Source organism: Pseudomonas sp. 22082 (assembly GCF_052046055.1).
Lineage (GTDB): Bacteria > Pseudomonadota > Gammaproteobacteria > Pseudomonadales > Pseudomonadaceae > Aquipseudomonas > Aquipseudomonas pharyngis.
This window is the reverse complement of sequence record NZ_JBQEQB010000004.1, coordinates 287,910-309,532: the sequence shown is the minus strand read 5'-3', so window position 1 is coordinate 309,532 and position 21,623 is coordinate 287,910. Positions and strand designations below refer to the sequence as shown.

Annotated in this window: 22 protein-coding genes; 10 read left to right on the top strand and 12 right to left on the bottom strand. The window is 59.6% G+C overall.

Features of this window, described 5'->3' with window-relative positions:
- Positions 1-265 precede the first annotated feature (265 nt).
- Positions 266-1,465, bottom strand: a complete 1,200-nt coding sequence (tyrS, locus tag ACTJK9_RS07320) for a tyrosine--tRNA ligase (protein WP_011336180.1) — start codon at positions 1,463-1,465, stop codon at positions 266-268.
- Between the two features lie 210 nt (positions 1,466-1,675).
- Between tyrS and ACTJK9_RS07315 the strand changes: the two genes are divergently transcribed.
- Positions 1,676-3,100 (top strand): peptidoglycan DD-metalloendopeptidase family protein, encoded by a 1,425-nt coding sequence (locus ACTJK9_RS07315; RefSeq protein ID WP_440813131.1) that lies wholly within the window; start codon positions 1,676-1,678, stop codon positions 3,098-3,100.
- Positions 3,101-3,103: 3 nt separating this feature from the next.
- Positions 3,104-4,195, top strand: coding sequence for an anhydro-N-acetylmuramic acid kinase (locus ACTJK9_RS07310; RefSeq protein WP_064599798.1), 1,092 nt, complete (start codon positions 3,104-3,106; stop codon positions 4,193-4,195).
- Between the two features lie 72 nt (positions 4,196-4,267).
- Here ACTJK9_RS07310 and erpA read toward each other — a convergent pair whose 3' ends face one another.
- Both erpA and argC read right to left on the bottom strand, forming a co-directional pair.
- Positions 4,268-4,618, bottom strand: coding sequence for an iron-sulfur cluster insertion protein ErpA (erpA, locus tag ACTJK9_RS07305; protein WP_003228776.1), 351 nt, complete (start codon positions 4,616-4,618; stop codon positions 4,268-4,270).
- Positions 4,619-4,786: 168 nt separating this feature from the next.
- Positions 4,787-5,821 carry an N-acetyl-gamma-glutamyl-phosphate reductase gene (gene argC / locus ACTJK9_RS07300; protein ID WP_064599800.1) on the bottom strand — a complete coding sequence of 345 codons (1,035 nt, stop codon included), beginning with the start codon at positions 5,819-5,821 and terminating at the stop codon, positions 4,787-4,789.
- Positions 5,822-5,956: 135 nt separating this feature from the next.
- On the opposite strand from argC, the gene hemJ reads away from it, so the two are divergent.
- The 6 genes from hemJ to coq7 all read left to right on the top strand — a co-directional run bounded on the left by hemJ (position 5,957) and on the right by coq7 (position 10,433).
- Positions 5,957-6,385: a protoporphyrinogen oxidase HemJ gene (hemJ, locus tag ACTJK9_RS07295; RefSeq protein ID WP_011336184.1), complete on the top strand. Its 429-nt coding sequence runs from the start codon at positions 5,957-5,959 to the stop codon at positions 6,383-6,385.
- A gap of 33 nt (positions 6,386-6,418) precedes the next feature.
- Positions 6,419-7,387, top strand: a complete 969-nt coding sequence (locus tag ACTJK9_RS07290; protein WP_440813128.1) for an NAD(P)H-dependent flavin oxidoreductase — start codon at positions 6,419-6,421, stop codon at positions 7,385-7,387.
- A gap of 70 nt (positions 7,388-7,457) precedes the next feature.
- On the top strand, positions 7,458-8,408 hold the full coding sequence (locus ACTJK9_RS07285) for a DUF805 domain-containing protein (RefSeq protein ID WP_440813126.1): 951 nt from the start codon (positions 7,458-7,460) through the stop codon (positions 8,406-8,408).
- A gap of 61 nt (positions 8,409-8,469) precedes the next feature.
- The gene (locus ACTJK9_RS07280) at positions 8,470-9,258 is read left to right on the top strand and encodes an SDR family NAD(P)-dependent oxidoreductase (protein WP_064599806.1); all 789 of its coding nucleotides are present in this window, start codon (positions 8,470-8,472) and stop codon (positions 9,256-9,258) included.
- An 81-nt stretch (positions 9,259-9,339) separates the two neighbouring features.
- Positions 9,340-9,678 (top strand): histidine triad nucleotide-binding protein, encoded by a 339-nt coding sequence (locus ACTJK9_RS07275; protein ID WP_007956318.1) that lies wholly within the window; start codon positions 9,340-9,342, stop codon positions 9,676-9,678.
- Positions 9,679-9,785: 107 nt separating this feature from the next.
- Entirely contained in the window at positions 9,786-10,433 is a 648-nt protein-coding gene (gene coq7, locus ACTJK9_RS07270) for a 2-polyprenyl-3-methyl-6-methoxy-1,4-benzoquinone monooxygenase (protein WP_007956317.1), read from the top strand.
- A gap of 61 nt (positions 10,434-10,494) precedes the next feature.
- On the opposite strand, the gene speD is transcribed toward coq7, so the two are convergent.
- Together speD and ACTJK9_RS07260 are read right to left on the bottom strand one after the other, a co-directional pair.
- Positions 10,495-11,289 (bottom strand): adenosylmethionine decarboxylase, encoded by a 795-nt coding sequence (gene speD, locus ACTJK9_RS07265; RefSeq protein ID WP_085612909.1) that lies wholly within the window; start codon positions 11,287-11,289, stop codon positions 10,495-10,497.
- A gap of 237 nt (positions 11,290-11,526) precedes the next feature.
- A complete protein-coding gene (locus ACTJK9_RS07260; protein WP_016772921.1) occupies positions 11,527-11,949 on the bottom strand; it encodes an OsmC family protein in 423 nt (140 codons plus the stop codon).
- Between the two features lie 236 nt (positions 11,950-12,185).
- Between ACTJK9_RS07260 and crp the strand changes: the two genes are divergently transcribed.
- Positions 12,186-12,830 (top strand): cAMP-activated global transcriptional regulator CRP, encoded by a 645-nt coding sequence (crp, locus tag ACTJK9_RS07255; protein WP_011336190.1) that lies wholly within the window; start codon positions 12,186-12,188, stop codon positions 12,828-12,830.
- 10 nt (positions 12,831-12,840) lie between these two features.
- Here the strand turns inward: crp and ACTJK9_RS07250 are convergent, their stop codons facing one another.
- From ACTJK9_RS07250 to ACTJK9_RS07235, 4 genes are all read right to left on the bottom strand, one after another.
- On the bottom strand, positions 12,841-13,539 hold the full coding sequence (locus tag ACTJK9_RS07250; protein ID WP_440813122.1) for a lipoate--protein ligase family protein: 699 nt from the start codon (positions 13,537-13,539) through the stop codon (positions 12,841-12,843).
- A 135-nt stretch (positions 13,540-13,674) separates the two neighbouring features.
- Entirely contained in the window at positions 13,675-14,511 is an 837-nt protein-coding gene (gene trpC, locus ACTJK9_RS07245; protein WP_039768100.1) for an indole-3-glycerol phosphate synthase TrpC, read from the bottom strand.
- Positions 14,508-15,557, bottom strand: coding sequence for an anthranilate phosphoribosyltransferase (gene trpD / locus ACTJK9_RS07240; protein ID WP_064599810.1), 1,050 nt, complete (start codon positions 15,555-15,557; stop codon positions 14,508-14,510). The genes trpC and trpD overlap by 4 nt, the downstream gene beginning before the upstream one ends.
- Positions 15,558-15,566: 9 nt before the next feature.
- Positions 15,567-16,160, bottom strand: coding sequence for an aminodeoxychorismate/anthranilate synthase component II (locus tag ACTJK9_RS07235; protein WP_007956309.1), 594 nt, complete (start codon positions 16,158-16,160; stop codon positions 15,567-15,569).
- Positions 16,161-16,562: 402 nt separating this feature from the next.
- Here ACTJK9_RS07235 and estP point away from each other — a divergent pair, with 402 nt between their 5' ends.
- Positions 16,563-18,473, top strand: coding sequence for an esterase EstP (gene estP / locus ACTJK9_RS07230; RefSeq protein ID WP_440813117.1), 1,911 nt, complete (start codon positions 16,563-16,565; stop codon positions 18,471-18,473).
- A gap of 69 nt (positions 18,474-18,542) precedes the next feature.
- Here estP and trpE read toward each other — a convergent pair whose 3' ends face one another.
- From trpE to rpe, 3 genes are all read right to left on the bottom strand, one after another.
- The gene (gene trpE, locus ACTJK9_RS07225; RefSeq protein ID WP_085612919.1) at positions 18,543-20,021 is read right to left on the bottom strand and encodes an anthranilate synthase component I; all 1,479 of its coding nucleotides are present in this window, start codon (positions 20,019-20,021) and stop codon (positions 18,543-18,545) included.
- A gap of 71 nt (positions 20,022-20,092) precedes the next feature.
- Positions 20,093-20,911: a phosphoglycolate phosphatase gene (locus ACTJK9_RS07220; RefSeq protein ID WP_007956306.1), complete on the bottom strand. Its 819-nt coding sequence runs from the start codon at positions 20,909-20,911 to the stop codon at positions 20,093-20,095.
- Positions 20,908-21,582, bottom strand: a complete 675-nt coding sequence (gene rpe, locus ACTJK9_RS07215) for a ribulose-phosphate 3-epimerase (RefSeq protein WP_007918813.1) — start codon at positions 21,580-21,582, stop codon at positions 20,908-20,910. Before rpe ends, ACTJK9_RS07220 begins: the two co-directional genes overlap by 4 nt.
- Positions 21,583-21,623 lie beyond the last annotated feature (41 nt).

The window sequence follows — 21,623 nt, the reverse complement described above, 5'->3', positions numbered from 1 at the left end:
CTCTCGTTAGCGGGAGGCGAATTCTACAGCGTTACACGCTGCTGTCAACACCTCTTTTCTCCGCTTTCGACCGAGAAGATCGAACCGTTGAAAGCACCAGAAAAACCGGCATTTCCAACTCCTTCCTGGCTTCGATGAACTGAAGCGATCCACTCTCGAAACATACTTAACTCATTGAATCTCAAGGAGTTTTCCGTTTCGACTGCGCCGGAAGTGGGGCGAATTATAGAGACTCAGAATTCGCCGTCAACCCCTTATTTCAACTTTACTCAGATTTAAGCGTAATCCGTGCAAAAGCCTTCTTGCCCGCCTGGCAAACGTGGGTTGCGCCCAGTACATATATAAAGGAACGATCAACCACCTCACCATCTACACGCACACCACCGGAAGCCAACAGATCACGAGCAGCCGCAGAGTTCTTCACCAGTCCTGCCTTATTAAGGACAGCAGCAATCGGCATATCCTCGGCAGCAGTCAGTTCGACCTCTGGGAGATCATCCGGCAACTCACCATCCTTCATACGGTTACCCGCACCACGGTGAGCATTGGCCGCAGCCTCTTCACCATGGAAGCGCGCAACAATCTCTTCGGCCAGCTTGATCTTGATATCACGCGGGTTGGCACCCGCTTCAACATCAGCACGGAAAGCATTGATCTCATCCATCGAACGGAAGCTGAGCAACTCGAAGTAGCGCCACATCAACGCATCAGGAATCGAGACCAGCTTGCTGTACATGACACCCGGCGCTTCCTGGATACCGACGTAGTTGCCCAGCGACTTGGACATCTTCTTCACGCCATCCAGACCTTCAAGCAACGGCATCGTCAGGATGCACTGCGCTTCCTGGCCATAACCACGCTGCAGCTCACGCCCCATCAGCAGGTTGAACTTCTGATCGGTACCACCCAGCTCAACGTCAGCGCGCAAAGCAACCGAGTCATAACCCTGCACCAGCGGATAGAGGAATTCGTGAATGGCAATCGGCTGATTGGTGGTGTAGCGCTTATCGAAGTCATCACGCTCGAGCATACGAGCAACGGTGTACTGCGAAGTCAGACGAATAAAGTCCGCCGGCCCCATCTGATCCATCCAGGTGGAGTTGAACGCGACTTCGGTTTTCGCCGGATCAAGAATCTTGAACACCTGAGTCTTGTAGGTCTCGGCGTTTTCCAGAACCTGCTCACGGGTCAATGGAGGGCGAGTGGCGCTCTTGCCGCTCGGATCACCGATCATTCCGGTGAAATCACCAATAAGGAAGATCACCTGATGCCCCAGTTCCTGGAACTGGCGCAGCTTATTAATAAGCACAGTGTGACCAAGGTGCAGGTCCGGCGCAGTTGGATCGAAGCCGGCCTTGATTCGCAGCGGCTGGCCACGCTTGAGCTTTTCGATCAGCTCGGACTCGACCAACAGTTCTTCCGCACCACGTTTAATCAGCGCTAGCTGCTCTTCAACCGACTTCATAACAGACCCGCAAGGCTCAGATTCAAAGGGAACCAACCATACAAGATCGCGCACCAAATACAAGTTTTGCCCGGCGCACGGACACCAATCCACGGACAGGGCGTCCGCAGACTTGCTTCAGAGATGATTTGGTTATATTTTATACAGTTATTTCATCTTCATCATGTCATTCATCTTTTCCAATTCATCTTTTTCAAAGTCAAATTACTTATGACCACTGAACCGTCTAAAGCGCCACCGCTTTACCCGAAGACCCACCTGCTCGCCGCAAGTGGTATCGCCGCCCTTCTCAGCCTGGCGCTCCTGGTGTTTCCATCCAGTGATGTTGAAGCCAAAAAGACAACGCTGAGCCTTGAACTGGAAAGTCCTGCTGAACAACTGACACAAGATCAAGACGCTGCCGACGCAGCTCAAGCCACAAATGAGTCCGTAGCCTCCCCTTTCGCGCAGATCGAAAACAGCGCCGAAGAGACGCAGGAAACCGCTCAGGCTGCACCAGCGCCGACACCGGTAGCTGAAGAAAAGAAGGCCCCAAATCACAGGGAAGTGATCGTCTCCAAGGGCGATACGCTTTCTACACTGTTCGAGAAAGTCGGCCTCCCGGCCGCGGCCGTCCATGAAGTGCTGGCCAGTGATAAACAAGCCAAGCAGTTCAGTCAGCTCAAACATGGCCAGAAACTCGAATTCGAATTGAATCCACAAGGTCAGCTGACCAACCTGCACAGCAAGGTCAGCGACATTGAAACCATCACCCTGACCAAGAATGACAAGGGTTATGTGTTCAACCGCGTTACCGCCAAACCGACTGTTCGCACCGCTTATGTACACGGTGTGATCAACAGCTCGCTGTCGCAGTCCGCCGCCCGCGCAGGCCTGTCCCACAGCCTGACCATGGACATGGCCAGTGTCTTTGGCTACGACGTCGACTTCGCCCAGGATATCCGCCAGGGTGACGAGTTCGATGTGATCTATGAACAGAAAGTGGTCAACGGCAAAGCCGTTGGCAACGGTCCGATCCTGTCCGCCCGCTTCACCAACCGCGGCAAGACTTACACCGCCGTGCGTTACACCAACAAGCAAGGCAACAGCAGCTACTACACCGCCGATGGCAACAGCATGCGCAAGGCGTTCATCCGTACACCGGTGGACTTCGCCCGCATCAGCTCTAAATTTTCCATGGGCCGCAAACACCCGATCCTCAACAAGATCCGTGCCCACAAAGGCGTCGACTACGCCGCTCCACGCGGTACGCCGATCAAGGCTGCCGGCGACGGCAAAGTGCTGCTGGCCGGCCGTCGCGGCGGTTACGGCAACACCGTAATCATCCAGCACGGCAACACTTACCGTACGCTGTATGGGCACATGCAGGGCTTCGCCAAGGGCGTGAAGACCGGCGGCACAGTTAAACAGGGCCAAGTGATCGGTTACATCGGCACCACCGGCCTGTCCACCGGCCCGCACCTGCACTATGAGTTCCAGGTCAACGGTGTCCACGTCGATCCATTGGGCCAGAAGCTGCCGATGGCCGACCCGATCGCCAAATCCGAACGAGCTCGCTTCCTGGCGCAGAGCCAGCCACTGATGGCTCGTATGGATCAGGAAAAAGCCACCATGCTGGCTTCGAGCAAACGTTAAGCCATGGCTCTGTATATCGGCGTGATGTCCGGCACCAGTCTCGACGGGCTGGACATCGCCCTGATCGAGCAATCCTCGGCGATCAATCTGGTCGCCACGCACTACATCCCCATGCCTGACACCCTGCGCGCCGAGCTGCTTGGCTTGTGCGCCAGCGGCCCTGACGAAATCGCCCGCTCGGCGATTGCCCAGCAGAATTGGGTGAAGCTCGCCGCGCAAGGGATCCATACCCTCCTCGAACAGCAACAGCTCAAGCCTGAAGCCATTCGCGCGATCGGCAGCCACGGCCAGACCATTCGCCATGAACCGGCGCGCGGTTTCACCGTACAGATCGGTAACCCCGCCCTGCTCACTGAACTGACCGGCATCACCGTCGTCAGCGACTTCCGTAGCCGCGATGTAGCCGCCGGTGGCCAGGGAGCCCCGCTGGTTCCGGCCTTTCATGAAGCGTTGTTCGAAGAGCGTACAGGTAACCGTGCGGTCCTGAATGTCGGCGGTTTCAGCAATCTCAGTCTGATTGAGCCGAACAAGCCTGTAGCCGGTTTCGACTGTGGGCCGGGGAATGTGCTGATGGATGCCTGGATTCATCAGCGCCGGGGCGAGAACTACGACCGCAACGGGCAATGGGCAGCCAGCGGCAAAGCTGAGCCCACCCTGCTGAAAGCCCTGCTCAGCGATCCGTTTTTCGTGACGCAAGGCCCGAAGAGCACCGGCCGCGAAGTCTTCAACCTGCCCTGGCTGGAGCAACACCTTTCGCGCCTGCCAGTGTTCCCGGCGGAGAACGTGCAAGCGACGCTGCTGGAGCTCACCGCACTGACTATTGTCGACTCACTGCAAAGCGCTCAGTCCGACACTCGGGAACTGCTGGTCTGCGGCGGTGGCGCTCACAACGCCACACTGATGAATCGTCTGGCCGGGCTGCTGCCGAACGCCAAGGTCGCCAGCACGTCGACTCATGGCGTTGATCCGGACTGGGTCGAGGCCATGGCCTTCGCCTGGCTGGCTCACTGCTGTCTGGAAGGCATCGCCGCCAATCGCCCGAGCGTCACCGGCGCCAAAGGCCTGCGTGTACTCGGCGCCATCTACCCCAACTGACAAATTGCAGATAACAAAACGCCGCAGAACCGTGAGGCTCTGCGGCGTTTTATTGTGTTCGGTGAAACGCGATCAGATCGAGAACGAGGAGCCGCAACCACAAGTGGTGGTGGCATTCGGGTTCTTGATCACGAAACGCGAACCTTCCAGACCTTCCTGATAATCCACCTCGGCACCTGCCAGGTACTGGAAGCTCATCGGATCAACCACCAGACTGACGCCTTCGCGCTCGACGATGGTGTCATCCTCGGCCACATCCTCATCGAAGGTGAAGCCGTACTGAAACCCTGAACAACCGCCGCCCGTAACGAATACGCGCAGCTTCAAGCGATCATTCCCCTCTTCATCGACCAGGCTCTTCACCTTGTGCGCGGCACCTTGAGTGAATTGCAAAGCCGTGGGGGTGAAGGATTCGACGCTCATGCTGACTATCTCCCGGCGTTACGCCGCCATAATGCGTGATGACGCGCATTATCCGCTTGTCCTAGAAAATCGGTCAACTATTGTTACGGTATATCAATAAAGCTGATCCACCCACCAGAATGCAAAAAGGCCCGTCAGACGGGCCTTTTTACCAAGCAAGATCGGTCGTTACGGCAGCATGCCAGCGTGGGACAGGCCCAGACGCTCATCCAGCCCGAACAGGATGTTCATGTTCTGCACGGCCTGACCCGACGCGCCCTTGACCAGGTTGTCGATCACCGACAGCACCACCACCAGATCGCCATCCTGCGGACGATGAACCGCGATTCGGCAGACGTTGGCGCCACGCACGCTACGGGTTTCCGGATGGCTGCCGGCTGGCATCACATCGACGAACGGCTCATTGGCATAACGCTTCTCGAACAGCGCCTGCAGATCCACCGAGCGATCCACCACCGTCGCGTAGAGCGTAGAGTGAATGCCACGGATCATCGGCGTCAGGTGCGGCACGAAAGTCAGACCGACGTCCTTGCCTGCGGCACGACGAAGTCCCTGGCGAATTTCCGGCAGATGACGGTGACCTTTCACCGCATAGGCCTTCATGCTTTCCGACGTCTCGGAGTACAGCGAGCCTACGGCAGCACCTCGACCGGCACCGCTGACACCGGATTTGCAGTCGGCGATCAGGTGCGAAGCATCGGCAATGCCCGCCTCAAGCAACGGCAGGAAACCCAGCTGCGTCGCGGTCGGATAGCAACCCGGCACCGCGATCAGGCGTGCTTTCTTGATTTGCTCACGATTGACTTCCGGCAAGCCGTAAACCGCTTCGTCCAGCAGCTCCGGTGCACCGTGCGGCTGGCCGTACCACTTGGCCCATTCATCGGCGTCCTGCAGACGGAAGTCTGCCGACAGGTCGATGACCTTGGTGCCTGCCGCCAGCAGTTCGCCGGCCAGTGCGTGGGCGACGCCGTGGGGAGTTGCAAAGAACACCACGTCGCAAGCGCCCAGCGTCTTGATGTCCGGCACGCTGAATGCCAGACCGTCATAGTGGCCGCGCAGGTTCGGATACATGTCAGCCACGGCCAGACCGGCCTCGGATCGGGAAGTGATGACCACCACTTCTGCCTGCGGATGCTGTGCCAACAGACGCAGCAGTTCGACACCGGTGTAACCCGTGCCGCCGACGATACCGACCTTGACCATAAACCTGCCCTCAACGAACCCACTGGAAAGCCGTCGATAATAGGGGCCGCGCGCGCCTGCGACAACCGCCAAGGTGACGTGCGGACGCTCAAGCCTCTACTATCCGGCTTACCGTGAATCAGGGAATAACCAAAAATGCTCTATCTGTGGATCAAAGCGCTACATATCGTCAGCATCGTGTGCTGGTTTGCCGGCCTCTTCTATCTTCCGCGACTGTTCGTTTATCACGCGCAAAGTGAAGACACGATCAGCAAGGAACGCTTCAGCATCATGGAACGCAAGCTCTATCGCGGCATCATGGGCCCGGCAATGATCGCCGCGCTGATCTTCGGCGGCTGGCTGATCTACCTGAACCCGAGCATCTTCAGCAGCGGTGGCTGGATCCACGCCAAACTGACCCTGGTCGTGCTGTTGATCGGTTACCACCACATGTGCGGCGCGCAGGTAAAACGTTTTGCCCGTGGCGAGAACACCCGCAGCCATGTCTTTTATCGCTGGTTCAATGAAGTGCCGGTTCTGCTATTGCTGGCTATCGTAATTCTGGTCGTGGTCAAGCCGTTCTAACTTCAACAAATACAACTTTCCGGGGTACTTCCGATGTCGCTGCCCGCTCTGCTCGAACAACGTCTGCGTCTGCCCGTAGTGGCAGCACCGATGTTTCTGATCTCCAATCCTAAACTGGTGCTGGCGTGCTGCCGTAACGGCGTGGTCGGCAGCTTTCCGGCGCTGAATCAACGCGAAAGCAGCGGATTCAAGGCCTGGCTGGAGCAGATCGAAGCGGGACTGGCGACACTGGAGAACCCGGCGCCTTATGCCGTGAATCTGATTGTTCACAAGAGCAATCCACGTCTGGAGGCGGACCTGAACATCTGCGTCGAACACAAAGTCCCCATCGTCATCACCAGCCTCGGCGCGGTGAAGGAAGTAGTAGACGCCGTGCACAGTTACGGCGGCCTGGTCTTCCACGACGTGACGACCCGCCGCCATGCCGAGAAAGCCGCCGAGGCCGGTGTCGATGGCTTGATCGCCGTCGCGGCCGGTGCCGGTGGGCACGCCGGGACCTGGAGCCCGTTCTCGCTGATCGCCGAGATCCGCGAGTTCTTCGAAAAGACCCTGTTGCTTGCAGGATGTTTGAACCATGGGCACGAGATTCTCGCCGCACAACTGCTCGGCGCGGATCTGGCCTACTTCGGCACGCGATTTATCGGCACCACTGAAAGTCATGCGCCTGACGCCTACAAGCAGATGCTGCTGACTGCCAAAGCCGCCGACATCATTCATACTCCTGCCGTGTCCGGTGTTCCGGCCAGTTTCATGCGCCAAAGCCTGGAGGCCGCCGGTTTCGACATGGCAGCCCTGCAGGGCAAGGGTGAGGTGAACTTCGGCGACAAACTCAAGCCGATCAATGACGAAGCCAAGGCCTGGAAAACCGTGTGGTCGGCGGGTCAAGGCGTCGGGCAGATCGACGATCTGCCAAGCGTGGATCAACTGGTGGCGCGTCTTGATGCGGAGTATCGCCAAGCCCTGGAGCACGCAGCGCAACTGCCGAAACGCTGGCCGCGCTGAATGAAACCTGGCCGGTCGCTGTCTGACTGGCCTTAGACTCAATTTATCTCGCGACAAGGATGCCTCGGCCATGAGCGAACCCCGTTACAAGATCGTTTTCGACGGCGCGCTCCAGCCCGGCGTCGATATCACCACGGCCAAGCTCAACCTGGCCAATCTGTTCAAAAGCGATGTTGCCGCCATCGAGCGTCTGTTCAATGGCCGCACCGTCGCGCTCAAGCGTGATCTGTCGCACAGCGATGCGCAGACTTATCTGCAAGCGCTGGGCAAGACCGGGATCGATGCCCGGATCGAAACGGAAACGCCCATCGAACTGAATCTGTCGGATGTCCACGAGCAAGGCGCCGCCGTCACCGAACCCGACTCGCCTTACGCGCCTCCTCGCGCCGCCGTCGGTGAAAGCCTGCCGGCATTCGCGCCTCTAAAGCCGCTCAGCGTCGAAGGCCGGATCGGCCGTTTGCGTTACCTGGCATGGTCGATGGTGTTGAGCCTGGTAGCCCTGCCAATCGTCAGCGTATTCGCGCTGATCGGCCTGGGCCTGGTGAGCGCCGACTCGACCACCGGCCTGATCATCGGCGGCCTCCTCGCCTTCTTCCTGTTTTTGGCCTTCGCGATTGTCGGGATCCTGTTCAGCATCCAGCGCCTTCACGATATTGGCTGGTCCGGCTGGCTCTGGCTGCTGACGCTGGTGCCTTTCGTGGGCAGCTTCTTCCCGCTGGTGATCATGGTCGTGCCGGGCAATACCGGCGCCAATCGCTACGGTCCACCCCCTCCGCCGAACAGTACGGCAGTCAAAGTGCTGTGCTCTTTGTGGATCGTGTTTATCGGGCTGTTTTTCATGGGCGGCATGCTGGGCGGGATTACCGCCATCCAGGAAGAGTACGAAAGCAGTCTTGAAAGCAGCTATGAGAGCGGTTCGGTGACCACCGATGATATCGAGGTCGAAGTCGAACCCGCCGCGAATTCGGCAGACGATGCAGCCGAAGCCGCCCTCGCCCCTGTAGACTCTGCGAAAGAATGAACAACGCTCCCCGCCGTGACACCTGCGTCGACGGCGCGGCGCTGTTGCGATGGAGATTTGCATGACCCGTTACGCTCTGATCACCGGCGCCTCCAGTGGCATCGGCCTGGCGATGGCCGAAGCCCTGGCGCGCCGTGGCCGCAGCCTGATTCTGGTGGCCCGCCAGCGTGATCAGCTGGAAAGCATTGCGATTGAACTGACCCAACGCTTCGGCGTGGAGGTGCTGTTCCGCGCCTGCGACCTCGGTGAGCCGCTGCGCCTGTCCGGTTTCCTGCTGGAGCTGGAAGAAGGCGACCGGCAGATCGATCTGCTGGTCAATTGCGCCGGCATCGGTACTTGCGGCCCGTTTCTGGCCCAGGACTGGATGACCGAACAGGACCTGATCGAAGTGAACATCCTCGCCCTCACCCGCCTCTGCCATGCCATCGGCAACAGCATGGCGTTGCAGGGCGGCGGGCAGATTCTCAATGTCGCGTCGGTGGCGGCCTTCAACCCTGGGCCCTGGATGAGCACCTACTACGCCAGCAAGGCGTATGTTCTGCACTTCTCGGAAGCACTGCGGGTGGAATTGAAGAAGTGTGCGGTCAAAGTGTCGGTGCTCTGCCCCGGTCCGACCCGCACCGCGTTCTTTCGCACCGCGCAACTGAACAACGACAAACTCAACGCCAGCAAATTGCTGATGAGCCCCGAGGAGGTCGCGCTGTATACCGTGCGCGCCCTGGAGAAAAACCGCGCAATCATCATTCCCGGACGCCGAAACCGCTGGTTCGCCTTTCTGCCACGGCTCGGTTCGCGCTGGCTCAATCGCACGATTATCGGCATGGTCAACAAGGCTTACTGCCCGCGCTGAAAAGTCCTACGGCAAAACACTGGGCGGCCTTATCACCCTATGAGTACACTCAGGCCAGCCCAAACAACGGAGAAAACAGCTGTGGATACTCTGTTCACCAAGATCATCAACCGGGAAATCCCGGCGAAGATCATTTACGAGGACGACCAGGTTCTGGCGTTCCACGATATCGCCCCACAGGCACCGGTGCATTTTCTGGTGATCCCGAAGAAACCGGTGCGCACCCTCAATGACCTGACCGAAGACGACAAGGCACTGGCCGGGCATATCCTGTTCACCGCCCAGCGTCTGGCGCTGGAGCTGGGCTGCGAGGAAGGCTTCCGGGTGGTGATGAACTGCAATGAAATGGGCGGGCAGACGGTCTACCACATTCACATGCACGTTCTCGGTCAACGCCAGATGAACTGGCCGCCGGGCTGATTGAACCCAGAGATCGGTGGGAGCGCCCCGCTCCCACATGACCCAGCGCAAACCTTCCACGGCCGATTCGGTTAAACTGGCCGCCGAGATTCTTCCCGGAGGTCAGCATGACTACCCAACGTCACTACTCGCCCATTGATCGTCTTCTGCTGCAAGCCGATGCCGCGATGCGTACCTTGCTGCCCTTCAGCGGCCAGCCGTACCGTCCGTCGCCAGCGATCGTGCAGCCCGATGTGCAGATGAGCGATGAAGACACCCGCCACGTCGCCGGTCTGATGCGCATCAACCACACCGGCGAAGTCTGCGCCCAGGCGCTGTATCAGGGCCAGGCGCTGACCGCCAAGCTGCCGCAGGTGCGCGAGGCCATGGAGCATGCGGCCGAAGAAGAGATCGATCATCTGGTCTGGTGCGAACAGCGCATTCACCAGTTGGGCAGCCACACCAGCGTGCTCAATCCGCTGTTCTATGGCATGTCGTTCGGGATCGGCGCAGTCGCCGGGCTGATCAGCGACAAGGTCAGCCTCGGATTTGTCGCGGCGACCGAGCATCAGGTCTGCAAGCATCTGAACGAGCATCTTGAGCAACTGCCGGCCGAGGACGAAAAATCCCGGGCGATTCTGGAACAGATGCGTATTGATGAAGAGCATCATGCGGAAAGTGCACTGGAGGCTGGTGGTTTCCGTTTTCCGGCTCCGGTGAAGTTCGGCATGAGCCTGTTGGCCAAAGTGATGACCAAGAGCACTTACCGGATCTGAAAAACGCCCGTAAAAAAGGCGACTGCCGCAAAGCAGTCGCCTTTTTTTGTGCCCGGATTTCTTAGCTCGGCATATTGCGCGCGTAGAAGATTTCCAGCATTTCGTGCTTCACACGCTCGGCCACCTGAGCGCGTTGCTCGGAAGACAGGTTGCTGGTGGCATCGCCGAACAGGTAGTTGTCCAGTTCGAAGTTCTTCAGCAGCATTTTGGTGTGGAACAGGTTTTCCTGGTACACGTTCACGTCGGTCATCTGGTACGCGTCGCGAGTGTCATCGGAAAGGTAGTTCTGGATCGAGTTGATCTCGTGGTCGATGAAGTGCTTGTTGCCTTCAACGTCACGGGTGAAGCCGCGCACACGGTAATCCACGGTCACGATGTCCGAATCGAACTGGTGAATGAGGAAGTTGAGCGCTTTGAGCGGTGAAATGACACCACAGGTCGACACATCGATGTCCACACGGAAGGTCGCAATACCGGCGTCCGGATGGATTTCCGGGTAGGTGTGCACCGTGATATGGCTCTTGTCGAGGTGGGCCAGGATGATTTCGGGCAACGGGCCCGGGGATTCTTCGATCTGGCTTTCGGTCGGAGTCACCGGCTCTTCCGAGATCAGAATCGTGACGCTGGCACCCTGAGGCTCATAGTTCTGACTCGCAATGTTCAGAATGTTGGCACCAATGATTTCGACAACTTCCGTGAGGATCTGCGTCAGGCGTTCGGCGTTGTACTCTTGATTGATGTACTCGACGTAAGCCTGCTGGTCTTGCGGGGTTTCCGCGTAGCAGATGTCATAGATGTTGAAGCTCAAGGTCTTTGTCAGGTTATTGAACCCGTGGAGCTTGAGTTTGCTTTTCACCGTTAAAAACTCTCTATGTATGCGGCACGGCCGCGTGATCAAGCATGCCCGTCAAGTGCGAACAACGCACCTGCGTAGGACGGTTAACACCTCTTCGCGATGGCGATTTTGGTTATCTGTTCAGGCGGATGACCCGTCGATTGACTGATCACGGCCCTGAAAAAAGTGGCGCATTATGCAGACGTCAGCGGGGGATCGCCAGAGTCTGCACTGCTTTTATGATAGTTGAATGTCGGCTCAGCCGAGTTCAACGATTTCGTAGTCGTGGGTGATCGCTACGCCAGCCGCGCCGAGCATGATCGAGGCCGAGCAATACTTCTCCGCAGACAGTTCGATGGCGCGTTTGACCTGGGCTTCTTTCAAACCCCGACCCTTGACCACGAAGTGCATGTGGATCTTGGTGAACACTTTTGGATCTTCGGTCGCGCGTTCGGCATCCAGAAAGGCTTCGCAGCTTTCAACTGCCTGACGGGACTTCTTCAAAATGCTGACCACGTCGAAATTGCTGCAACCGCCGACACCCAGCAGGAGCATTTCCATCGGGCGGACACCCAGGTTACGACCACCGGCGTCCGGCGGACCGTCCATGACCACGACATGACCGCTGCCGGATTCGCCGAGGAACATGGCTTCGCCAGCCCATTGGATGCGTGCCTTCATCGCCAAGACTCCACTGTAGAAAAAAGGGTCGCCAGCTTAGCACAGGGCCCTGCCCGGACAGCGAGCAGGTTCCTAGGACGAATGCACCTTCAGCGTAGGTGATTTCTCGAAATTTCGACGAAGTGTCTGGTAAGCTGGCGCCAATTCACTGGCGCCTTCGCCAGACTGTGTAGCGACCGCCTCAGCGCCTCATATAAAAACCAAATATAACCGTGCAGTCTTTTCGGGATACAACCATGGTTGGTATTACCCCCACACCCAAAATCAAGAACCTCGACAAGCTGCTGATGCATTGCCAGCGCCGCCGTCACGCGGCCAAGAGCAACATCATCTGCGCCGGAGATCGCTCCGACACGCTGTATTTCATCATCCGCGGTTCGGTCACGATCCTGATCGAGGACGACGACGGCCGCGAAATGATCATCGCGTACCTGAATGCCGGGGACTTCTTCGGCGAGCTGGGTCTTTTCGAAGAGGCCGGCCAGGAACAGCAGCGCAGCGCCTGGGTGCGGGCCAAGGTTGAGTGCGAAGTCGCGGAAATCAGCTACGCCAAGTTCCGCGAATTGTCGCAACAGGATCCGGACATTCTTTACGTGCTCAGCGGACAAATCGCACAACGTCTGCGCAACACCACACGCAAGGTCGGCGACCTGGCGTTCTTCGACGTTACCGGCCGTGTCGCTCGCTGCCTGCTGGAGCTGTGCAAGCAACCGGACGCCATGACTCACCCGGACGGCATGCAGATCAAGGTGACCCGTCAGGAAATCGGCCGGATTGTCGGTTGTTCGCGAGAGATGGTCGGTCGCGTGCTCAAGGATCTTGAAGAACGCAACCTGGTGGATGTGAAAGGCAAGACCATGGTGGTCTTCGGCACTCGCTGAGTTCTCAATCTCAGCCGGCGTAGATCTGCGCCAGCATCAAACGAAAGAGTTCATCAAGGCGTGCCAGTGCATGGGGCGCCGGGAATTTTTCGTGCAGAGCGATGTGGCTGGCGGCACGTACCCGCTGCTCCAGGCCACACGCCTCGTTGAATCGGTTGACCGCCGCGACCATCGACTCACGTTCGTCATCCACCAGCATCGCCCCGTGCACCAACCCCACCGGACGCTGACCACCCTGACTCTGGCGCCAGCGCTGAGCGGTGCCGACCATCTTGCGACCGTCGAGATTGACGTTGAAGCGACCGTCGCAAAACGCACCGTCGATTTCACCCAACGACGAAGTGCCGCCCAACTCATCCAGCAACTCACAGATCGGACCACACAGACGCCGGTAACCGGTTTCGATGCGGTTCAGATCGCCTTCGTTGCGAGGCGGTGCGTAGACCAGTGCAATATTGATGGTCGACGCCGATTGCGGAACCGGTTCGCCACCGGTTTCACGCAGCAACACCGGCCAACCGGCCGCAGCGGAGACTTCGCAGGCGTGATCGAATCCGGAGAGGCGATTCAAACGGCGCGGCATGACCAAAGCGCGATCGCTGGGCTGCCAGAACAGCAGACCGAATTCGGCATCGCCGGCGCAGACCGAGGCCAGCAGATCCTGTTCGGCTTGCAGACCGGCTTCGATGGTCAGGGAAACTGGAGTCATAAAGAAGTCCGTTAGACGATCAGTCTGTGGTGAATCTTATGGCCTCTTCGCGAGCAAGCCCGCTCCCACATCAGGAATGCATTTCTCCTGTGGGAGCGGGCTTGCCCGCGAATGAGTCGACTCGGTCTGAATGAATCAGTCGAGGGTCGAACCGCTCACCGGAACGCCGCGTTCAGGGAAGAACAGACGCTGCAGTTCAATGCCCGGGCTTTCGGCGCGCATGAACGCTTCGCCGACCAGGAACGCATAGACATCGCTGATTTCCATCAACTCGACATCGGCACGATTGAGGATGCCGCTCTCAGTAATGACCAGGCGATCACGCGGAATGCGCGGCAGCAAGTCGAGGGTGGTTTCCAGACTCACGTCAAAGGTGTGCAGATTGCGGTTATTGACTCCGACCAGCGGCGTGTCGAGGGTTTTCAACGCGCGTTCCAGCTCATCGCCGTCGTGCACTTCCACCAGCACATCGAGGCCGACATCTTTGGCCACCGACGCCAGTTCGGCCATTTTCACGTCATCCAGCGCGGAGACGATCAACAACACGCAATCGGCGCCCAAGGCACGGGCTTCGACGATCTGGTACGGATCGATCATGAAATCCTTGCGGATCACCGGCAGCGAGCACGCCGCGCGGGCCTGTTGCAGGTAGGCATCGGCGCCCTGGAAATAGTCGATATCGGTCAGCACCGACAGGCAGGTCGCCCCGCCCTTCTCGTAGCTTTTGGCGATCTCGGCGGGAACGAAGTTCTCGCGGATCACGCCTTTGCTCGGCGACGCCTTCTTGATTTCGGCGATGACCGCCGGTTGTTTCTTCTTGGCTTGCGCCAGCAATGCCTGGGCAAAACCACGGGGTGCATCGGCCGCCTTGGCCAGACTTTCCAGCTCGCTCAGGCTCACACGAGCGCTGCGCTCGGCGACTTCCTGAACCTTGCGGGCCAGAATGTTTTCCAGAACCGTCGGTACACTCATCCCTCATTCTCCACTTTGAATACCGCGGTAAAGGCACCCAACTCCTCGAGTTTTTCCCGAGCAAGACCGGTGTGCAGAGCGTCGTGGGCCAGTGCCACGCCCTCTTTCAGACTTGTCGCCAGGTCGGCGGCGTACAGCGCCGCACCGGCATTGAGCACGATCATTTCGGCAGCCTTCTGGCCGTTCTCGGTCTTGCGCTTGCCCAGTGCATCGCGGATCAGCGCCAGCGACGCCTCCGGGCCTTCGACCGACAGGCCATGCAGGCTCTGGCTCTTCATGCCCAGATCTTCCGGCTCGACCCAGTACTCGGAGATCTGATCGTCTTTCAGCTCGGCGACAAAGGTCGGCGCCGCCAGGCTGAATTCGTCCAGACCGTCCTTCGAATGCACCACCAGCACGTGCTTGCTGCCCAGACGCTGCAAGACTTCAGCCAACGGCCGGCACAGCGCCGGGGTGAACACGCCCACCACCTGATGTTTCACACCGGCCGGATTCGTAAGCGGGCCGAGCATGTTGAACAGGGTGCGCAGACCGAGATCGCGGCGCGGGCCGGCGGCGTACTTCATGGCTTTGTGGTGAGTCTGGGCAAACATGAAACCGATGCCGACGTTATCGATGCAGCGCGCCACCTGAACCGGGGTCAGGTTGAGGTAGATGCCGGCGGCTTCCAGCAGGTCGGCACTGCCGCTCTTGCCCGACACCGCACGGTTACCGTGCTTGGCCACGGTGCAGCCAGCAGCAGCGACCACAAAGGAAGACGCGGTCGACACGTTGAAAATATTCGCCCCGTCACCGCCGGTGCCGACCACATCGACCACGCCGTCGAGGGTCTTGAGCTCGACCTTGTCCGCCAGTTCGCGCATCACCGACACGGCGCCGACGATTTCGTCGATGCTCTCGCTCTTCATGCGCATGGCCATCATGAACGCGCCGATCTGCGCATCCGTGCATTGGCCGGTCATGATTTCGCGCATCACGTCGCGCATTTCATCGGTGCTGAGGTCGAGATGATCGACGATACGGCTCAGGGCTGTCTTGATATTCATGGAAAGTCCTTAGCGCGTGCCGCCGGTTTGTTTGAGGAAGTTGGCGAACAGTTCATGGCCCTGCTCGGTGAGGATCGATTCCGGGTGGAACTGTACGCCCTCGATGTTCAGGGTCTTGTGACGCAGGCCCATGATTTCGTCGACCGAACCGTCATCGTGCTGGGTCCACGCGGTCAGCTCCAGGCAATCGGGCAACGTTTCGTGTTTGACGATCAGGGAATGATAGCGGGTGACGGTCAGCGGGCGGTTCAGCCCGGCAAACACACCCTTGTCCTCGTGGAATACCGGACTAGTCTTACCGTGCATCACCTGGCGGGCGCGGACGACGTCGCCGCCAAAAGCCTGGCCGATGGACTGGTGGCCGAGGCAGACGCCGAGGATCGGCAGTTTGCCGGCGAAGTGCTTGATGGCTTCGATGGAGATACCGGCTTCGGTCGGTGTGCACGGGCCCGGGGATACGACGATGCGCTCAGGGTTGAGCGCTTCGATTTCGGCAATGGTCAGTTCGTCGTTGCGCACCACCTTGACCTCGGCACCCAACTCGCCGAGGTATTGCACAACGTTGTAAGTAAAGGAGTCGTAGTTGTCGATCATCAGCAACATGGCGTTTCGAACCTCTTGAATTCTGACTTGAAGACAGCCTTCGGATGACTTGCCAGGCGCTGCACACGGTCAGACGCGCAGGTCGCGTCGGCACAGCGGCATTTCAAACGGGCAAGGAAGGCAAAGCGATACAGATCCGGCGGAGCCGGCAGAATAGATTCAGGCGCGCCAACGCCAGCGGGCGTGTGCCTTGATGACTTGATCCAGAAGTTTGCTGGTGATCAACACGGGGAAGGTCTCGTTCATACGTTTCGGCACAGTAACTTAGCTGGGCGGAGCGTGCAATATGGCCGGGGCCGTGGGGGATAAAACAATGGGAGGGTTGACGACCGATGGCAAAACGCCGGAAGTTTTTGGTACTGTCGTTTCGTTCACTACAACAATAAATAAACGGACTTGCTCATGATCAAACAGACGTTGTTTGTACCGCTCGCCGGATGCCTGCTCGCGATGGCCTGCGCCCAGGCGAACGCCGCACCCAATCCTTATTCGAATTTCGTGGTCTTCGGCGACAGCCTCAGCGATGCGGGGACTTTCACCGACAGCGGCGGCCCGGCCGGCGCCACCGAACGCTACACCAACCGTACCGGTCCGAACTATCAGGACGGCAGCGGTGAGTTCTACTCGCTCAACGCCACGCAATTGCTCGGTGGCCGCCTCGGCTTCACCCCCGATCAAACCGCCTCCTCGTCCTCCGCGGTACGTGCCGGCCAAGGCCAGCCGGACGGTAACAACTGGGCTGTGGGCGGCTACCGCACCGACCAGATTCTCGACTCGATCACCAGCCAGTCCGCCACCGGCGAACGCACCCGCGCCGGTTATCTGCCGTCGAACGGTTTCCGCGCCGACCCGAATGCCCTGTATTACCTGACCGGGGGCGGCAACGACTTCCTCCAGGGCCGGGTCACCAGTCTCCCTCAGGCGAATGCCGCCGCCGATCGACTGGTCGACAGCGTACGCACACTGCAAGGTGCCGGCGCCCGCTACATCATGGTCTGGCTGTTGCCGGACATCGGCCTGACGCCAGCCATCAACGGTTCGCCGCTACAAGCCTTCACCTCGCAACTCAGCGCCCAGTTCAACACCGAACTGGTCAGCCAGTTGCAGAGCGTCAATGCCAACGTCATCCCGCTGAACGTCCCGGTTCTGCTCAAAGAGGCATTCGCCAATCCGGCGCAGTTCGGTCTGGCGACCGACCAGAATCTGGTCGGCACCTGCTTCAGCGGCAACAGTTGCACGGAGAACGCGCGGTACGGGATCAACAGCGCCACCCCGGATCCGACCAAGCTGATCTACAACGATGCCGTCCACCCGACCGAAGCCGGGCAGCGCCTGATTGCCGATTACGCCTACTCGCTGCTGGCCGCACCATGGGAAGCGACCCTGTTGCCGCAAATGGCCCAAGGCACCCTGCGCTCGCATCAGGATGAACTGCGCAACCAGTGGCTGGCGGATTGGCAAAACTGGCAGGCCGTTGGCCAATGGCGGGCGATTGTCGCCGGTGGCGGCCAGCATCAGGACTTCGACAGCCAGCGCAGCGGCGCCAGCGCCGACGGCAACGGTTACAACCTGAACATCGGCGGCAGCTACCGCCTCAACGACGCATGGCGCGTGGGCGTGGCGGCCGGTTTCTACAACCAGAAACTCGAGGCCGGCGACAACGACTCGGACTACAAGCTGAACACCTACCTTGGCACCGCGTTCGCCCAGTACCAGCAGAACCGCTGGTGGGGTGACGCCGCCGTGACCGCCGGGCATCTGGATTACGACAGCCTCAAACGCAAATTCCAGCTGGGAGTCAACGAACGCGGCGAGAAAGGCGATACCGACGGCTATGTTCTGGCCTTCAACGGACGCGTGGGCTACGACATTGCGCCAGAAGCGAGCAGCCCATGGCACCTGTCGCCATTCGTCAGCGCCGATTTCGCCAAGGTTGAAGTCGATGGCTACTCGGAAAATGGCGCCGACTCCACGGCACTGACGTTCGATGACCAGTCGCGCATTTCCCGGCGTCTCGGCCTCGGGATCCAGGGCAAGTACCAGATCACCTCGCAGACCCAGGTGTTCGGCGAACTGGCCCATGAGCGCGAGTACAACGACGACACCCAGCATGTGACGATGAACCTCAATAGCCTGCCGAACAACCGCTACACCCTGGCCGGCTATGCCCCTCAAACCAACCTGAACCGCCTGAACCTCGGCGTGAGCCACAACCTCACCAAGGATCTGGCATTGCGCGCCAGCTACGACATCCGCAAGGATGACGACTTTACCCAGCAAGGGATCAACGTCGGCGTAGCGCTCGACTTCTGATTCGCAGGCCATAAAAAAACGCGGCGCCCTCACAGGCGCCGCGTTTTTTTTGGCTGAATCAGCAATCACTCAGTCCGGGGTTTGCTCGGCCAGTGCAACGGCGCGGAACATCGCCCGGCGCTTGTTGATGGTTTCTTCCCATTCCAGCGCCGGCACCGAGTCAGCGACGATGCCGCCACCGGCCTGCACGTGCAGTTCGCCGTTCTTGATCACGGCGGTACGGATCGCAATCGCGGTGTCCATGTTGCCGTTCCAGGCGAAGTACCCGACCGCGCCGCCATACACGCCACGCTTGACCGGCTCCAGCTCGTCGATGATTTCCATCGCACGGATCTTCGGCGCGCCGGACAAGGTGCCCGCCGGCAGGATCGCCCGCAGTGCGTCCATCGCCGTCAACCCGGCCTTCAACTGACCGGTGACGTTGGACACGATGTGCATCACGTTGGAATAACGCTCGATCACCATCTTCTCGGTGAGCTTCACCGAGCCGATCTCCGATACGCGCCCGGTGTCGTTGCGACCGAGGTCGATCAGCATCAGGTGCTCGGCGATCTCCTTGTCGTCGGACAGCAGGTCTTCTTCCAGCGCCACGTCCGCCTCTTCGGTGGCCCCGCGAGGACGGGTGCCGGCAATCGGGCGCACGGTGATCAGGTTGTCTTCGACCCGCACCAGCACTTCCGGCGAACTGCCGACGACGTGGAAGTCACCGAAGTTGAAGAAGTACATGTACGGCGTCGGGTTGAAGCAACGCAGTGCGCGGTACAGATCGATCGGCGCTGCCTTGAAGTCGATCGACATGCGCTGGGACGGCACCACCTGCATGCAGTCACCGGCGAGGATGTATTCCTTGATGGTGTCGACGGCTTTTTCGTAGTCGTCCTGAGTGAAGCTGGAACGGAACACCGGCTCGGCCGCCTGCGGCTTGCTGAAATCCAGGCCACGGCGCGGGGTGATCGGCTGACGCAGTTTTTCCAGCAGTTGCTGCAATTGCGCCTGGCCCTGCTCGTAGGCATCGGCCTGCGTCGGGTCGGCCAGCACGATCGCGTGCATCTTGCCGGCGAGGTTGTCGAACACCACCACCGCATCGGAAACCATCAGCAGAATGTCCGGCACGCCCAGAGGATCCGGATTCGGGCATTTGCCGAGGCGCTTCTCTACATAACGCACGCAGTCGTAACCGAAGTAACCCACCAGACCGCCGTTGAAGCGCGGCAGACCGGCAATGGTCGGCACGTTGTAGCGGGCCTTGAAGGTTTCGACGAAGGCCAGCGGATCTTCGACGTCGTGGCTTTCGGTCTCGACGCCATCGACGGTGATGCTGACGTGATGATCGTGAACCCGCAGCACGGTGCGGCACGGCAGGCCGATGATCGAGTAACGGCCCCATTTCTCGCCGCCCTGCACCGATTCGAGCAGGTAGGAGTTGGGCTGGTCGGCCAGTTTCAGGTAGATCGACAGCGGGGTGTCGAAGTCGGCCAGGGTTTCGCAGGCCAGCGGAATGCGGTTGTAGCCGTCAGCGGCCAGACGCAGGAATTCTTCGCGGATCATAGGGTGCCTCGTGGTGTGAGGGGCAAATCAGTCAGGTGTGCAAACGCGCCGGCAGGCCGGCCAGGAACAAGTCAGGCGCGCCAACGCCAGCGGGCCAGGGCCTTGATGACTTTCATCCAGAGTTTGCGGGTGACCACCACGATGGCGTTTCCAGAAGGGGATTGAGAAGCGTCGGGCAACGTTATCTCAGCGGCCGTATCCAGGCAACCGGGAATTAGCTTGCGCAGGTCGTCGATCACCAGCGCCGGGGATTCCTCGGCAATCGGCCGGCCATGGTTGTAGCCATAACTGAGCCCGACGCATTTGACCCCCGCCGCTTTCGCCGCCAGTACATCGCTGCGCGAATCACCGACGAACAGCGATTGCGAGGCCGGGATACCGGACATCTTCATCACGAAGAACAGCGCCGCCGGGTCAGGCTTCTTCTGCGGCAGGGTATCGCCGCCGATGATCCACTTGAAGTAGCGGCCGATCTTCATCTGATCCAGCAGCGGTGCGACGAAGCGCTCCGGCTTGTTGGTGATCAGCGCCATGGCCACGCCCTGCTTGTGCAGCCATTTCAGGGTGTCGCGCACGCCGGGATAGACCACGGTCAGCTCATGGCTGGCGCCGTAGGCCTCCATGAAAACCTCCAGCGCATGCTCGGCTTCGACGTCATCCACGGAGGAATGATCGATACCGCCGGCCAATGCGCGGCGCACCAGCACCGGCGCACCGTTGCCGACCCACTCGCGTACCGACTCGATACCGGCAGGCTTGCGCCCGAGCGAGAGCAGCATGTTATCCACAGCCGCCGCCAGGTCGGGGACCGAATCGATCAGCGTGCCATCCAGATCGAACATCACCAACCGCGGCAGTTGCCCCGGGAACAGCTGCTCAAAACCGCTCATGGGCGAGCCAGCGCCAGTTCGGAACGCATCTTGTCGATGACTTCCTGATAGTTCGGCGCATTGAAGATCGCCGAGCCGGCGACAAAGGTGTCGGCGCCGGCAGCAGCGATTTCGCGGATGTTGTTGACGTTGACGCCGCCGTCGATTTCCAGGCGGATGTCACGGCCCGAGGCATCGATAATCGCCCGCGCTTCGCGCAGCTTGTCGAGGGTGCCGGGAATGAATTTCTGTCCGCCGAAGCCCGGGTTGACGCTCATCAGCAAGACCATGTCGACCTTGTCGATCACGTACTTGAGCACGTCCAGCGGGGTCGCCGGGTTGAACACCAGGCCGGATTTGCAGCCGCCTTCACGGATCAGTTGCAGCGAACGATCGACGTGCAGCGTGGCTTCCGGGTGGAAGGTGATGTAGGTGGCGCCGGCTTCGATGAAGTCGCCGACGATGCGATCCACCGGGCTGACCATCAGGTGGGCGTCGATCGGCGCGGTCACGCCGTACTTGCGCAGCGCGGCGCAGACCATCGGGCCGATGGTCAGGTTCGGTACGTAGTGGTTGTCCATGACATCGAAGTGGACGAAGTCGGCACCGGCGGCCAGAACGTTGTCCACTTCCTCGCCCAGGCGGGCGAAGTCGGCGGAAAGAATCGACGGAGCAATAACGAAGGGCTGCATGACGCACCTTTTCTGAGCTAAATCACGATGGCGCGCATTGT

Bases quoted from the DNA above. Each gene is read 5' to 3' on its own strand.
- coq7 (WP_007956317.1), top strand. From the start codon at position 9,786: ATGACTACCCAACGTCACTACTCGCCCATTGATCGTCTTCTGCTGCAA.
- hemJ (WP_011336184.1), top strand. From the start codon at position 5,957: ATGCTCTATCTGTGGATCAAAGCGCTACATATCGTCAGCATCGTGTGC.
- ACTJK9_RS07290 (WP_440813128.1), top strand. From the start codon at position 6,419: ATGTCGCTGCCCGCTCTGCTCGAACAACGTCTGCGTCTGCCCGTAGTG.
- ACTJK9_RS07280 (WP_064599806.1), top strand. From the start codon at position 8,470: ATGACCCGTTACGCTCTGATCACCGGCGCCTCCAGTGGCATCGGCCTG.
- rpe (WP_007918813.1), bottom strand. From the start codon at position 21,582: ATGCAGCCCTTCGTTATTGCTCCGTCGATTCTTTCCGCCGACTTCGCC.
- trpE (WP_085612919.1), bottom strand. From the start codon at position 20,021: ATGATCCGCGAAGAATTCCTGCGTCTGGCCGCTGACGGCTACAACCGC.
- ACTJK9_RS07220 (WP_007956306.1), bottom strand. From the start codon at position 20,911: ATGAGCGGTTTTGAGCAGCTGTTCCCGGGGCAACTGCCGCGGTTGGTG.
- argC (WP_064599800.1), bottom strand. From the start codon at position 5,821: ATGGTCAAGGTCGGTATCGTCGGCGGCACGGGTTACACCGGTGTCGAA.
- ACTJK9_RS07285 (WP_440813126.1), top strand. From the start codon at position 7,458: ATGAGCGAACCCCGTTACAAGATCGTTTTCGACGGCGCGCTCCAGCCC.
- ACTJK9_RS07315 (WP_440813131.1), top strand. From the start codon at position 1,676: ATGACCACTGAACCGTCTAAAGCGCCACCGCTTTACCCGAAGACCCAC.
- erpA (WP_003228776.1), bottom strand. From the start codon at position 4,618: ATGAGCGTCGAATCCTTCACCCCCACGGCTTTGCAATTCACTCAAGGT.
- ACTJK9_RS07310 (WP_064599798.1), top strand. From the start codon at position 3,104: ATGGCTCTGTATATCGGCGTGATGTCCGGCACCAGTCTCGACGGGCTG.
- trpD (WP_064599810.1), bottom strand. From the start codon at position 15,557: ATGAATATCAAGACAGCCCTGAGCCGTATCGTCGATCATCTCGACCTC.
- estP (WP_440813117.1), top strand. From the start codon at position 16,563: ATGATCAAACAGACGTTGTTTGTACCGCTCGCCGGATGCCTGCTCGCG.
- tyrS (WP_011336180.1), bottom strand. From the start codon at position 1,465: ATGAAGTCGGTTGAAGAGCAGCTAGCGCTGATTAAACGTGGTGCGGAA.
- crp (WP_011336190.1), top strand. From the start codon at position 12,186: ATGGTTGGTATTACCCCCACACCCAAAATCAAGAACCTCGACAAGCTG.
- ACTJK9_RS07260 (WP_016772921.1), bottom strand. From the start codon at position 11,949: ATGAAGGCACGCATCCAATGGGCTGGCGAAGCCATGTTCCTCGGCGAA.
- ACTJK9_RS07235 (WP_007956309.1), bottom strand. From the start codon at position 16,160: ATGTTGCTGATGATCGACAACTACGACTCCTTTACTTACAACGTTGTG.
- ACTJK9_RS07250 (WP_440813122.1), bottom strand. From the start codon at position 13,539: ATGACTCCAGTTTCCCTGACCATCGAAGCCGGTCTGCAAGCCGAACAG.
- trpC (WP_039768100.1), bottom strand. From the start codon at position 14,511: ATGAGTGTACCGACGGTTCTGGAAAACATTCTGGCCCGCAAGGTTCAG.